General features: G+C 39.4%; 9 protein-coding genes and 1 tRNA gene. 3 read left to right on the forward strand and 7 right to left on the reverse strand.

Features of this window, described 5'->3' with window-relative positions; genetic code table 11:
- Positions 1-78 precede the first annotated feature (78 nt).
- Complete coding sequence (locus ACO06Y_RS02225; protein ID WP_422082196.1) at positions 79-1224, reverse strand: hypothetical protein; 1146 nt, start codon at positions 1222-1224, stop codon at positions 79-81.
- Positions 1221-1508, reverse strand: coding sequence for a DNA-binding protein (locus ACO06Y_RS02230; protein WP_299529759.1), 288 nt, complete (start codon positions 1506-1508; stop codon positions 1221-1223). The genes ACO06Y_RS02225 and ACO06Y_RS02230 overlap by 4 nt, the downstream gene beginning before the upstream one ends.
- A gap of 496 nt (positions 1509-2004) precedes the next feature.
- Here ACO06Y_RS02230 and ACO06Y_RS02235 point away from each other — a divergent pair, with 496 nt between their 5' ends.
- Together ACO06Y_RS02235 and ACO06Y_RS02240 are read left to right on the forward strand one after the other, a co-directional pair.
- The gene (locus ACO06Y_RS02235) at positions 2005-3702 is read left to right on the forward strand and encodes a helix-turn-helix domain-containing protein (protein WP_422082197.1); all 1698 of its coding nucleotides are present in this window, start codon (positions 2005-2007) and stop codon (positions 3700-3702) included.
- Positions 3703-3968: 266 nt separating this feature from the next.
- A complete protein-coding gene (locus tag ACO06Y_RS02240; RefSeq protein ID WP_422082198.1) occupies positions 3969-6113 on the forward strand; it encodes a prolyl oligopeptidase family serine peptidase in 2145 nt (714 codons plus the stop codon).
- Positions 6114-6162: 49 nt separating this feature from the next.
- Here the strand turns inward: ACO06Y_RS02240 and ACO06Y_RS02245 are convergent, their stop codons facing one another.
- From ACO06Y_RS02245 to dnaE, 5 genes are all read right to left on the reverse strand, one after another.
- Positions 6163-6984, reverse strand: coding sequence for an RteC domain-containing protein (locus tag ACO06Y_RS02245; RefSeq protein WP_422082199.1), 822 nt, complete (start codon positions 6982-6984; stop codon positions 6163-6165).
- Between the two features lie 491 nt (positions 6985-7475).
- Positions 7476-7552 (reverse strand) — tRNA-Asp (locus ACO06Y_RS02250).
- 137 nt (positions 7553-7689) lie between these two features.
- A complete protein-coding gene (locus tag ACO06Y_RS02255) occupies positions 7690-8619 on the reverse strand; it encodes a DUF58 domain-containing protein (RefSeq protein WP_422082200.1) in 930 nt (309 codons plus the stop codon).
- Between the two features lie 69 nt (positions 8620-8688).
- On the reverse strand, positions 8689-9006 hold the full coding sequence (trxA, locus tag ACO06Y_RS02260; protein ID WP_120709482.1) for a thioredoxin: 318 nt from the start codon (positions 9004-9006) through the stop codon (positions 8689-8691).
- Between the two features lie 215 nt (positions 9007-9221).
- Positions 9222-13607: a DNA polymerase III subunit alpha gene (gene dnaE, locus ACO06Y_RS02265; protein ID WP_422082201.1), complete on the reverse strand. Its 4386-nt coding sequence runs from the start codon at positions 13605-13607 to the stop codon at positions 9222-9224.
- A 204-nt stretch (positions 13608-13811) separates the two neighbouring features.
- On the opposite strand from dnaE, the gene ACO06Y_RS02270 reads away from it, so the two are divergent.
- Entirely contained in the window at positions 13812-14477 is a 666-nt protein-coding gene (locus ACO06Y_RS02270) for a 30S ribosomal protein S16 (RefSeq protein WP_422082202.1), read from the forward strand.
- The last annotated feature ends 6 nt before the right edge of the window (positions 14478-14483 follow it).

Below are 14483 nucleotides of genomic sequence, written 5' to 3' on the forward strand. Positions count from 1 at the left end.
TACACATTGAAAGTTTATTGACCTATAAATGGCCAAAACCACTCATTTATGGTGCTCTTGATCACTTATGCAATTGAACTAAGCACTCCTTCTAAGCAAACGTATAGGATTCTCCAATAGGATGTCTGCCCAAAGTAACGGATGATCACTTGCAGAATCTTTCTCATTCTTTATCGAATCATAAGTTTCCCACACAGGTTTACTCAAAGGCCATATTCCTTTCCGATTCATACCACATCTCTGAATCCTTTCGAACAGAGCCGGAGAAACCAATAAATAATCTTTTCGCTTAATGTTAACTCCCCTGCAATAGGCCCCCATTCTGAAGTATCCGGCATCTTCACCAGAATCCACCTCAACATCAAAACTGCTGTGCTTGACCACATCTGTAACACCTATCTCCATGATAGGTAAAATTGAATCGGAATAAGAAGGGACGTTGAAGGTGCCAGCAATAATGATATCTTCCTGCCCATTTGAAAGTATATCTTCATAAACCGTTCTTACCTTGGCAGCCTGTTTTTTACGAAAGGAATTCGAGTGATTTTCATTTGCAAGCTGACAACACAAAAGGTCAAGCGTTGTGTTGTTTGGGGCACCTATTTCATACCACTGAAAATCATTATTGAACAATCGCTTTTCTTGCTCGTCCATTTCGTTAGAAAAAGATTTAATGGATTTGATATGATAGCCTTTCTTTAAAAGAACCCCCATTCCCAAACCCATAGCATCATTACCTTGAAGGTGCATTATTTCATTATACCTCGAATCCTGACTTGCATTAAAAAAGATTTTATTGAACTCAATGAGAGATTCCCTGTTTTCGACTTCCTGTAAAATTAGAATGTCAGGACCGATTTCCAATATGACTTTGGCCTTGTTGCTAATAGCCTTTTCGACCACAGGAACCGTCTTTATTTTAGTCCAGCCATTCCAATCCGTCAAATGAGAGGCTCTTGTATCTAAAGTTTTGAAGGCCGATCTTACATGGAGGTTTCCCTCCATATTTTTCATATATAGGTAAGGTTCATGTGGAGACTTATGAAAACCCAATAAATTGGCCAATTCACGCATGCGGTCGTAATCTCGCTCCAAACGCTTTTTACTATGAATCAAAGCTTCAAATTCTTCTTTCCAAAGTTTGGATTTAGTATTTTGATTTTTATGGATTAAATCTATATGTCTGTGAAACAAGTTTTGAATATTATAGGTTGCTATTATCATGCCGCCTTTCTTTTGAAACCAATTTCATTATTTTCCAGTATCTCATTAATTTTTTCCTCGTCATAAAAAAGGATTCCACCTAGTCTTGAAAAAGGGATGGTTCCATTTACCCTAAAATTCTGTAACGTACCGGGACTGATTTCCAACTTATCCATGACTTTTCCTGATTTTATCCAGTGATCAATACCGACTTTACCATGTTTGATAAGAAGCTCCTTGATTTCCCTTAAAAGTTCCTTTCTAAAAACTTCCAAGTCTTCGGTCGTAATAATGTTGGCTGCCATATTGCTAGGATTTAAGATTCACTTGTTTAATAGATGTCGAATTCATGGCAAAGGTTTGTAGTTTAATTACAACGTATTCACCAGTTGCTCCCAACTTGGGTCAAAATTTAATAATTTTCACAATTTTATAGATTATTTATTATATTAATGAATATTTTAGAGTAAATAAGTTCATATTATGTGCTTTTAGCCAAATTAAATTAGGACTATGTTTAGAACATATTCCTCAATTCATTTAGGGTAAGACAAAATATTTTGTGACCGTACTTGTTTGAGAATTTTTGTAAGACACTACAATAGGAAAGATGATAAACCTATCTGTACGCCAGGAAAATGAAGTTGTACCTACAAATAACTTACTCTTGTGGAAAGGAAAATGAATCTAAGCAAGAACTCTCCAGTACAGTCCAAAAAAATCTTGTAGTAAAAACAATTGCTTAAAAGTACTCTATATACTTAAAGAATTTTGAACCAGTACAATATTAGTAAATAAGTAGTGACAGCTTTAAGGCCACTTTTTTGGCGGATTTTTTTACCTCTGGCAATCTTAAATTGTATTGCCATAAATAGCCAACAAAGTCAAAAAAAACTATCCAAGTATCGTTTATCACAACTCTCTTTTAAGGAATTGACCAAACTAGCAAATGAGGTATACGATAAGGAAGACTATACTTATTTGAATGACATTTTAAACGTCCATTATGACAAAGCAAAACAGGAAAAGGATACTTTAGAATTAGCCAATTCACTAACATATAGGATTTGGTATGAATCCTCTGAAACAGGATTGAACTACCTGGATTCGGTATTGGACATAACCAGAAATCAAAAAGGCTCGATTTTTCCTGCTAGAGCATATTACTTAAAAGGGTTGATCCTGTACGAAATAGATAAACCAGGAATGGCAATGGATAATTTCATAAAAGGTTATTATTCTTCATTGTTATCAAAAAATCATAGTCAAGTCGTTGATTGTTTGAATGGAATAGCAGTTTTAAAGAGTGAATATGGTCAGGAGAGGGAAGGTATTCTATTACACCGAGAAGCTCTTGACTATTTGGAAAAGAATTCAGAAGGGATCGATGATTACGAATGGATTAAACTTTTAACTGTAGATAATCTGACGTTAGGCTATTTAGAATTAAGAGAACTTGATTCTGCCAGAACCTATGGTAAAAAGGGAATGCAGCTTTCACTTTTACAAAATGATACGTTGGTTTACCGTAAGATGATTATTGCATTGGCACAGGCAAATTATTATAAAGGTAATTATCTTAAGGCTAAAGACACCCTTTTGAACTACATTGATTTATATAACGGAATCAAAAGGGCAGACATACTTTACTATCTAGGAGAAATTGAAAACAAACTCAATAATCCTCAAAACAGGATCAATTATTTTGAGGAGATTCATCAGATTGTATCAAAAGATTCGGCTATTGTGGATAACTCAAAAGACGTTTATCAAACTTTGTTAAAAGATGCAATGGAAAGAGGAGAAAAAGAAAAGGAAACTGAATATTTGTGGTGGCTTGTGCATAATGATAGTGTTTTAGAATCTATGAAGCGAAAAGTTGAAGAAATTAGTTTGATGAAGTTTGATTTGCCAATTCAAAAACTTAAGACCGATTTCTTTGAATCCCAAATTTCAAAAAAGGAAAGGTATCTGAATTTGTTTTACTGCATTTCCTTTTTATTGTTACTTATAGGAGGTATTCTGCATTATCGCTATAGAACTATTCAAAGAAGGCTAAAACATTTGATGCATAACAAAATCGAACCGTTCAGAGCGGATTACAAGAACATAAAAAAGAAAATCAACAATATTGATAAGAGTGTCATTAATATTCTATTGAACAAGATTAACGAATGGGAGCATAAAGAAGGGTATTTAAATCCAGACATTTCTATGAACTCGCTTGCCAAGGAATTTGGAACCAATAGTGCATATTTATCAAAAGTTATAAATGTTTACAAAGAACAAAGCTTTTCAAATTACATCAAAGATTTAAGAATTTCCTATTCCATCAACTTTATCAAGGAAAACCCTGATTTCATTAAGAATAAGTCAATAATTCAAATTGCTGAACATTTTGGGTTTAAATCACTAGATGTTTTTGCCAGATCGCTAAAGGACAAAACCGGGGTAACACCAGGGGTCTTTTTAAAGTGGGTAAGTCAACGCAATTTATAAATTACGGTTAGATTAATGAATTGTATATCAGTAGAATGCCTAATTTTCACAACGTACTAATAATATTAAATCTGTAATTATGGAAAAGCTTAAAAAATTTGAGAAAAACAAAATTAAAAACCCCCAAATGATTAGAGGGGGTGATTTTGGACCTATTGACAAGAGAAAATTGAATGATAAAAAGAAAAGATGAAGTCATTCAATAATCCGAAATTTTTTCTTAAAGTCTCTAATTCAGGGTTAGGGACTTTTTAATATTTTCCTAAATGCATAAGAATTTTAATTATTGTTCTTTATACCTTTTTTTCATTTGCGTAGGATGCCATGATTTCAACGAAAGAATTGATTATCCAAAAATTAAGAATGTTGAAAAGAAAGAGAATCATTTTGGTATTTCCTATGTTAATAAATTTGATAATCTAGAAAATATAAATACTAAAGAAGCTCTGGACTGGTACCATGCTCAGGATTCATTGGCGGAATCCTATTTCTACGAAAGTCAGGCATTTGGTCAAACATATGAACTTTATGAGAACCTTGAAAATAGAGAGTCCAATTCAGCAAGCAGCGTAGCTTACAATGAGTCCGGACTAACATTTTATTTATCTTCATTTGATGGAGGGAATGTAAGAGCTCTGTTTAAAAAGCTAAATAATAACTCATCTGGTGAGAAGCTATTCAATCCGAAAAGTTATGGTGATGGTGCTTATGATATAGAATATTTTAAAGCCTCCTATGATGGTAATTATGTTGCCATTGCAATGGGCAAGCCGGAAAACTTTTTTAACGAAATTATTTTACTTGATTGTCAAAAAAAGGAAATAATAGGGACTCCTATTTTAAATGCCAAGCCTAATAAGGCAGGTGGAATAGTATGGTCTCCAGATAATAAATGTATAATTTATATAGCCTATCCCAATACCGGAGAAAACAAAAATGATAGGAATAGTTTTACGGCAATGTATTGCGTGGACAATATTGACGAAGCTCCAATAAGTATCCTTAAAAATGGAATTAACGGAATTGTATTAAATGATGAATATTATCCTGTTCCAAAATTCAGTTCCGAAAAAAGCAATTACATATTTGTTTACCTAGGAAATGCATCAAATCATTGGGATTGCTATTACTTACCCTCAGAAAAATTCCTGAATGGAAACTATGACTGGAAATTGTTATTCACAGAAAATGACAAAGTTCTATTTGATTACGGCATGGAAAGGAATCATATATACTACTATAAAAGAATAAACGGGGATAATATTGAGCTTTGTGCTATGAACCTTCAAACCCCGGATTTCAACAATCCACGGATTTTGGCAAAAGGAAAGGGATCTGACCAAATAGATGATTTTATAGTATTAAGGGATAACATCTTTTATTCCATTTCCTCCAACGGTATTTCGGAAACCCTCTATAAATATGTCGAGAATAAAGAACCAATAAAGATCAAACTTCCTTTTGAAGCAGGAAATATATCTTTTGACTTTCGTTCGCCTTATGAAAATGACTTGTGGGTGAAATTATCTGGATGGACATCCAACCCAAGGGATTATTATTTAGACCAAAATGGAAAATTTGAATTTGTGGAATTAGGTATGTGGCCAGATTATCCAGAATTTGGCAATATCATGAGCGAGGTCGTTGAAGTAATATCCCACGATGGAATCAAAATACCCTTAAGTATTGTAAGAAGAAAAGACCACAGGTTTAATGCTGAATCTATGGGCATAATTACGGCATATGGAGCCTACGGAATGTCAGAAACCCCATGGTTCCACTCTCCCATAGCAAATTTCGTAAACAAAGGAAATATATATGCCACGGCTCATGTTCGAGGTGGGGGTGAAAAGGGGCCATCCTGGCACAATGCGGGAATGAAGACTACCAAAAAAAATTCTTGGAAAGATTTAATCGCCTGTAGTGAGTATCTTATAGAAAAAGGTTATGTCAATAAAAATAAACTAGGCTTGAATGTAAACAGTGCTGGCGGAATTACTGGAGCTATGGCCATAAACGAAAGACCAGATCTGTACGGTGTATTTACCGCTGTCGCGCCCTCTCTAAATCCAATTAGAACAGAATATTTTGAAGATTTTGACGATTCAGATAACATATTTGAGTTCGGTACGATAAAAGAGCTTCAAAGTTATAAGGACCTACTAAAAATGGATCCAGTATTAAACCTTTCCGATGAGAATGATTATCCAAGTACGCTTTTAATCATTGGTTTTAATGATTATTTGATTCCTCCTTCAGATTCTGGAAAGTATATTGCTTTGCTTCAGTCTTTTAGAACTAAAGGTGATAAGCCCTATTTGTTGGATATAGATTTCTCACGGGAGCACGAAATCAATTGGTTGGATGATTATGCCAAAATGCTATATTTTACCCAAAAGGAATTGGAATAAATTCAGGAAAATGCAAAAGGCATTGAACCGTTTCTAGTCTGGTATCATTCTATGCATTTTGGTTGTCCATATGGTTAATCATGGCAATGGATAGCTCTTCTAGAAATTTCACTCTACTTTTTTGTCTACCACGTATTTCCGAATACGTCCTATAATAATCCCCTAGATCAAAGTTAAAGACAGACTGGAAGGCATTAGCAATCTGCTTGATATCTACTGCGCCATTATTTATTGAATTGCTGTGATAAAGGGCATAGACTAATTCGGTCAAAGAGACTTTTGAAGATGTCCATCTCAAATTATTATTGATTTTGATTGGATTATCATTTAATTTTTGTTGCTTATTGGTTAAATAATCTATTAGAAAGTGTGATGCTTTTAGCTGGCCTAAAAGTGTATCATGCGAAGTGTTAAAAAGCGGATCTTCGAAATAGGGTTTGGACCGCATAGGGGATTGTTTATGTATGTGCTTTCGTGTAAAGAAATACTGATCAAGATGATTCTTTTCTAGATTGTAATATTGATTGAATTCTCTGTTGATCAAGAAAAAACGATTGACTTTATTTATCCATTTTTGGATATATTTCTTTTGCTTTCCTTTTCCGCCTAGAGGAAAGCGGGTTTCGAAAAAATATATCTCGGAGTAGTAAATAAGGTTGCTTAGTGGGGACTGTTTGACTACCTTGAAAAAATTGATTTCTTCATCTAGACTAGAGAATCCCCTGGTCACCACTTCCCCCCTTAATACAGACAACTCACTTTTACATAGCCATACAATTTCATCGTAAGCCTTGAACTTATTGGTGTAAGTGTGTTCGATTTCTTCGATTTTATTCTCAAAATCAACCACATCAAAAGAAATTTTTTTCATATTTCAGAGATTTATGACATCCTACAGAAGACCATATGCTAAGTACCTTTCCAAAAAACATACGTTACTTAGAATCAATAAGATAATATCCTTACGATCTAAGATCCAAAAAAATGATGAGTGGCAAAAGAAAGATTTAGTGCTACTTATGAATGAGGTAAGCCTTTTACAAAACAGTTGAAATATTCATGAAGATTCACCAAAGGTTCATTTATAAAACTGAGGATATGTCGGTAGAGCCATAGAATGGAGATCCAACATGAAAAAGCCTTTATCCGCTAGGACCACTTCATTTAGTAGAAAGTATACAAGAGTCTAAAATATAACCATTAACCTGTCAACAAACTTTAATCAAAAAGTTGGTCTTGACATTAACTTTATCCTCATTTATGTTAAAAAATGTTAAATAAACCCTTCGTTCAAAAAGTTTGCAAAAAGTGTGCGATTTTTAAAAATAAAAAGCCCCCGATTCCTCGGAGGCCCTTATTTATTGGCGGTCTGGACGGGACTCGAACCCGCGACCCCCTGCGTGACAGGCAGGTATTCTAACCAACTGAACTACCAGACCAATGATTTTACCCCGAGTATTCGGGACTCCCGCAACAGCGGGATTCAAATCTTGTTCAACGCTTTTATAAAGCGTGTGCAAATATACATTGCTTATTGTATTGCACAAATAAAATCCTTTAAAATGTGTCCTGAACGTTACAAGAATTTCTGGCGCTCTATCATAAACGTAGTAAAGACTTTTGAAAACTGTTCCTTAATATCCACGGGCACATACTTTATCTTGTATTGGGCACATTTCAGTTTTAGTTCATCAAAATACTGGGCTACCTCCTTATGATAGGCCTCTTTGATAGTATCCGCATACAAATCTATATGCTCCCCGGTCTCTACATCCAAGAAGCGTTTGGGCCTGTTCTCAAAATTGAAATGTAATTCCGTCTCCGCATCCAATAGATGGAACAGAACCACCTCATGCTTGTTGTATTTTAAGTGTCGTAAGGCATCGAACAATTTATCGTCGTCGGTAGCGGTCTGGAACATATCCGTAAACAAGAAAATCAGACTCCTTCGCTTAATCTTTTCCGCTATCTGGTGCAAATAGGTATAGGTCTCCGTCTGTTGGGCCGGTTTGGTTTCCAAACTGATCTCACCCAATTTCGCCAGGAGCATCTGATGATGGCGCTCGCTCCCCTTTTCAGGTGAATAATAGGAATAGGTATCCGAATAAATACTTAGGCCCACGGCATCACGCTGCCTTTTAAGAATGTTCATCAAAGCAGCGATGGCCAATACCCCGAAACCAATCTTGTTCAAATTGGTAACGCCCAATTCCTCGACTTCCGGATAGTACATGGAGGCCGAATTATCCAAGATCATATGGCATCTCAAATTGGTTTCCTCCTCGTATCGTTTGGTATAGAGCTTGTCCGTCTTGGCGTATAGTTTCCAATCTATATGCTTGGTACTTTCTCCCGTATTGTAAATCTTATGCTCGGCAAACTCCGCAGAAAACCCATGAAAGGGACTTTTGTGGATACCGCTGATAAAGCCTTCCACCACCTGATTGGCCAGAAGTTCCAAGTTTTGGAAGAGCGCTATTTTATGTAGCTCGTACTGGGGATCCATTTGACTAAGATAAAATAAAAAAGGCTTGGCCTATGCCAAACCTTTCTTACAACTTTTCAATTTTCCTTTTTATAGCACCGCGTCCAAGGCATCGGTATACACTTTTTTCGGGGAGACCCCAACCTGTCTGTTGACGATTTCCCCGTCCTTGAATACCAAAACCGTGGGGATGTTACGTACACCGTACTTAGCGGCAAATTCCTGATTGGCATCCACATCTACCTTCCCAACTACAGCCTTGCCTTCATATTCCGTACTAACTTCATCAATAATGGGACCTACCATTCTACAGGGTCCGCACCAAGCTGCCCAAAAATCCACTACTACCGGTTTATTACTTTTTAAGACTACTTCGTCAAAAGTAGCATCTGTTATTTCTAATGCCATTTTGTTTAAATTTTATATTCGCAAATTTAGTCAATAATTCTTCGTCTTCCTTACCAACGTCACATTCATTTTGGTTATTGTGGTATCAAGGTAATTTATGCGTGTTTGCCCTACCACCAAGCCGTTAAGAAAACTATTGCTCCTATGATTTGGGACGTCATTTGCAAAAAAGTACCGTTTCCAGAGGACGTCAACCCTTCACCCGAACGAACCCCTCAATTCAATTTATAGTGTACTTCCTGTTCCTCCAAAACGGACAGCAATTCGCTTGTAATCTGTATCTTCTGTTTTCTGCTCGAGAAGTTTACCTTTATCTCATCTTCCATTTCATATATTGTAAAATGTAAGGGATGATTGCCTTTATACGAAACCAATGCACTCTTTAAGTCCCTAATCCTCTTCTCCTGTAATTCCTCTATGTTAAGTTTGATGGTCAATTTTTTGGCGTAGTTCTCCATAACTTCCTGCAACAACATAAAACCGTTGTACTGCAATCTTGGGTCGCCCTTTTTACCGGTCTCCCGATTGACCCAACCCTCACGGACAAATACCTTGACATGAACAAAGGAATTGATCATCAAAAAATGGCGGAATTTTAGGTACTCTTCCCCAAAAATTCGGAATTCGAAGGAATCCGTGTAATCTTCCATGGTAAACAAGGCCCATCCTTTTCCATTCTTGGAAGTCCGGTGTTGTACATCGGTAATCACCCCCGCAAAAGAGAGTTCACGATTCACGTGATCTTCCAAATTGTTGGCACTGGAAACGTTGGCATTGCAAAAGGCACTTATCTCCGTTTTAAAATCGTCCAAAGGATGGCCGGAAATGTAGATTCCGACTACTTCCTTTTCCCGCCTCAGTTTCTCCATGGTACCCCATTCCTCGCAAGGAGGCACCTCGGGTTCGGGAATCTGGGCTTCGGTAATTCCCCCAAACATATCCATTTGACTGGAATTCTTGTTCTCTTGATATTTTGCAGCGGATCGGATTACCTTTTCCAAGAAGGTAACGCCATCCCCTTCATCATGAAAGTATTGCGCACGGTGCGTGGTTCCGAAAGAATCAAAGCCTCCGGCTACTGCCAAATTTTCAAAAGCTTTTTTATTGGCCGCACGCAAATCGATACGTTTGGCCAAATCGAAGACCGACTTATAATTCCCGTCCTTCTTTCTATGGGCCACAATGGTTTCAACGGCAGAACGTCCTACCCCTTTAATGGCCCCCATTCCAAATCGTACGGCGCCATCCTTGTTTACCGCAAACTTATAGTACGACTCGTTTACATCCGGCCCCAGAACATCCAATCCCATTCGTTTGCATTCTTCCATAAAGAAGGTGACCTGTTTTATGTCGTTCATGTTATTGCTCAACACGGCCGCCATATATTCCGCTGGGTAATGCGCCTTGAGGTATGCCGTTTGATAGGCGATATAGGCATAACAAGTAGAGTGGCTTTTATTGAACGCATAAGATGCAAAGGCCTCCCAATCCTTCCAGATCTTTTCCAATGTTTCCCTTGGATGCCCATTCTTCTCCCCTCCGTCCAAGAATTGGGGCTTTAGTTTTTGTAGCAGGGAAAATATTTTTTTCCCCATGGCCTTTCGAAGCACATCGGCTTCACCCTTGGAGAAACTTGCCAGCTTTTGGGAAAGCAACATCACCTGTTCCTGGTATACCGTAATGCCATAGGTTTCCTTAAGATACTCTTCCATATCCGGAAGGTCATAGCTGATTTCTTCCCTACCCTGTTTACGGGCGATAAAACTGGGGATGTACTCCATAGGTCCTGGACGATACAATGCATTCATGGCAATGAGGTCATCAAAGACCGTGGGTTTCAAATCCTTCATATGCTTCTGCATCCCAGGGGATTCATACTGGAATATCCCAACGGTATCCCCCCTCTGGAAAAGCTCATAGGTCTTTTCATCATCCAACGGAAATTCATCGGGTACCAGTTCAATCCCGTGTTTGGCCTTTACGATCTTTACGGTATCCTTAATCAAGGTCAAGGTCTTCAACCCCAGGAAATCCATTTTTAGTAGACCGGCACTCTCTACGACGGAGTTATCAAACTGGGTTACGTACAAATCTGAATCCTTGGCCGTGGCCACAGGAACAAAATTGGTGATATCATCGGGGGTTATAATCACTCCACAGGCATGGATTCCGGTATTTCGAAGTGACCCTTCCAAAACCCGGGCCATATTTACGGTCTGTGCCTCCAAGTCGTCCCCCTCGGAAATATTGAGCAAATGGTTGACTTTCTCTAAATCATCAGATCGAAACTTCTTTCGCAAGTCCGCTTCTGGCACCCCGAATATCTTTCCCAATTTGGACATGGTAGGAATCAATTTGGCAATTCGATCCGCGTCGTTTAGGGGTAGATCCAGAACACGTGCGGTATCCCTAATGGAGGACTTCGCAGCCATGGTACCATAAGTAATGATCTGTGCTACTTGGTTAGCCCCATATTTATTGATGACATACTCCATTACACGGCCGCGGCCCTCATCATCAAAATCAATATCAATATCGGGCATGGATACCCGATCTGGATTTAGGAACCGCTCAAAAAGCAGATCGTATTCAAGGGGATCTATATTTGTAATCTTCAGGCAGTAAGCCACTACGGAACCGGCAGCCGAGCCCCGACCGGGGCCTACGGAAACATTCATATTCCTGGCTTCGCGAATGAAATCCTCAACAATCAAGAAATACCCGGGATAACCGGAATTTTCAATGGTCTTCAACTCAAAATCGATACGTTCCTCTATCTCGGGTGTAATCTCCTTATACCGTTTTTTCGCACCTTCATAGGTAATGTGGCGTAAATAGGAATTCTCTCCCCGTTTACCCCCATCGGTTGTATCCTCGGCCACCTTAAATTCATCCGGGATATCAAATTTGGGGAGCAGCACGTCCCGGGCCAAGTCAAAGGGTTCTATTTTGTCCACGATTTCCCGGACATTTAAAATGGCCTCGGGAACGTCCTGGAACAATTCCTTCATCTCCTCCTGGGACTTGAAATAATACTCCTGATTTGGAAGTCCGTACCGATAGCCACGACCCCGTCCGATCGGTGTAGCCTGTTTTTCGCCATCCTTTACACATAGCAGAATATCATGGGCATCGGCATCTTTTTTTGAGCAGTAGTACGTATTGTTGGTCGCTACCGGTTTTACCTCATGCTTTTTGGAGAATTCCAATAAAACCTGATTCACTCGATCCTCATCTTCCTGCCCGTGACGCATCATTTCGATATAGAGATCGTTTCCAAACTCCTGTTTCCACCACAGCAAGGCTTCCTCAGCCTGATTTTCCCCAACGTTCAAAACCTTTCCGGGAACTTCCCCATACAGATTCCCTGTGAGCACAATGATATCCTCCTTATAGTCTTGAATGACTTTTTTATCGATTCGAGGAACGTAATAAAATCCATCGGTGTATGCGATGGAAGACATTTTGGCCAGATTGTGGTAACCATTTTTATTTTTGGCCAGGAGCACAATTTGATATCCATAGTCCTTTACACTTTTATTGGTATGGTCCTCACAAACAAAAAACTCGCAGCCAATGATCGGTTTAATTTTTTTTGCCTTGGGCGATTCTCCCCGTTCAATAGCCTCAGCGTTCTTTTGTTCCACACCGGCGTTGTGCGCCTTCACTTCCTTGACAAAATGAAAGGCCCCCATCATATTGGCATGATCCGTAATGGCCACGGCGGGCATTTGATTATCGGCCGCAGACTTTACCAAGTCCTTGATATTAATGGTAGACTGTAGGACCGAAAACTGCGAATGGTTATGCAGATGCGCAAATTCGGCATCCTCCAAAGTCTTTAGGTTCGCCTTGATTTCCTCTTGGGAAACCCCTCCCGTGTCCTTTTCCCAAAGCGCATCCGCTATTTTTTTGGAAGCCTCTTTAAGGTTGATGTGCCTTAACCCTATCAATTGAATTTCCTGAGGGTTGGCCTCGGAGAAGTTTTTGAAGTAATCCGGCTGCACATCCAACTGTTCCCGAGTGTAATGCTTTTTACGCACCAGCTCCAAAAAGCAACGGGTAGTGGCCTCCACATCTGCCGTAGCATTGTGTGCTTCAGCGAAAGGTTCATTGAAAAGGTATTCATGTAGCTCGGTAAGCGTAGGCAGTTTAAACTTTCCGCCCCTACCTCCGGGAATTTTGCAGAGTTCCGCGGTATATTCCGTACACGTATCCAAAACCGGAAGTTGTTGCAATGGATTTTCAATCCCTGACCTATGAAACTCGGCCCCCATGATATTCACATCAAAGCCTACGTTTTGGCCCACAATGAATTTGGCCTTGGCCAGCGCAGCATTGAACTCCTCCAGGACTTCCTCCAGACCGGCACCCTGCTGTGCGGCCAATTCCGTGGAAATACCATGCACCTTTTCCGCATCATAGGGAATGTTAAACCCATCCGGCCGAACCAAGTAATCTTGATGATCCACCAAGTTTCCCATAGCGTCGTGCAGTTGCCAAGCAATCTGGATACATCGTGGCCAATTGTCGGTATCGGTAATCGGTGCATCCCATCGTTTGGGTAATCCGGTAGTCTCGGTGTCGAATATCAGGAACATATAGGGTATTTCGTTCTTTGAAAAAGTAATGCTAAAATTAGTGAAAACCACCTGTTTGGAAAAAGGGAGTTTTTAGGAGTTATCAACCTCCAAATATTTAAACACTTTTTATTGACGGTTCATAGAAATATCCTATATTTGCAGCCCTTAAAAAGGAAAAAGAATTAATAACGAGGGTCGGGCACCCTACAAAATTAATGTGATATGCCAGTAAAGATTAGATTACAGAGACACGGAAAAAAAGGGAAACCATTCTATTGGGTAGTAGCGGCCGATAGCCGTGCCAAACGAGATGGCAAGTTCCTGGAAAAATTGGGAACCTACAATCCCAATACCAATCCCGCTACCATAGAATTGAACGTGGACAACTCCGTAAAGTGGTTGCAGAACGGGGCACAACCTACGGACACTGCTAGGGCCATTCTTTCTTATAAGGGTGCCCTCTTGAAGCATCATTTGTGGGGCGGCGTACGAAAGGGAGCCCTGACCGAAGAACAGGTAGAGGAAAAATTCACCGCGTGGGTAGAGGAAAAGGAGAAGGCTATCTCTTCAAAAATAAGCGGGCTGGATAAAGAGAAGGAAAAAGCAAAGGCCGAAGCACTTAAGGCCGAAAAAGAAATAAACGAAAAACGGGCTGCGGCAGCCGCCGAGGCAGAAGCTCCTGAAGAGGAGGCTACCGAGGAAGCGGTTGCAGAAAGTACGGAAGAAACGGTTGAGGAAGTCGCTGCCGCTGAAGAGGTTGCCGAAGCAGCAGTAGAAGAAGCACCTGCAGCACCCGAGGAGGCTCCCAAAGCTGAAGAAGCCCCGGCCGAAGAAGCGGTAGCAGCCGATTCGGAAGATGCCTCAGCAGCATCTGCCGAAGAGGAATAAAAAGCG

The organism is Ulvibacterium sp., assembly GCF_965228935.1.
Classification (GTDB): domain Bacteria; phylum Bacteroidota; class Bacteroidia; order Flavobacteriales; family Flavobacteriaceae; genus Ulvibacterium.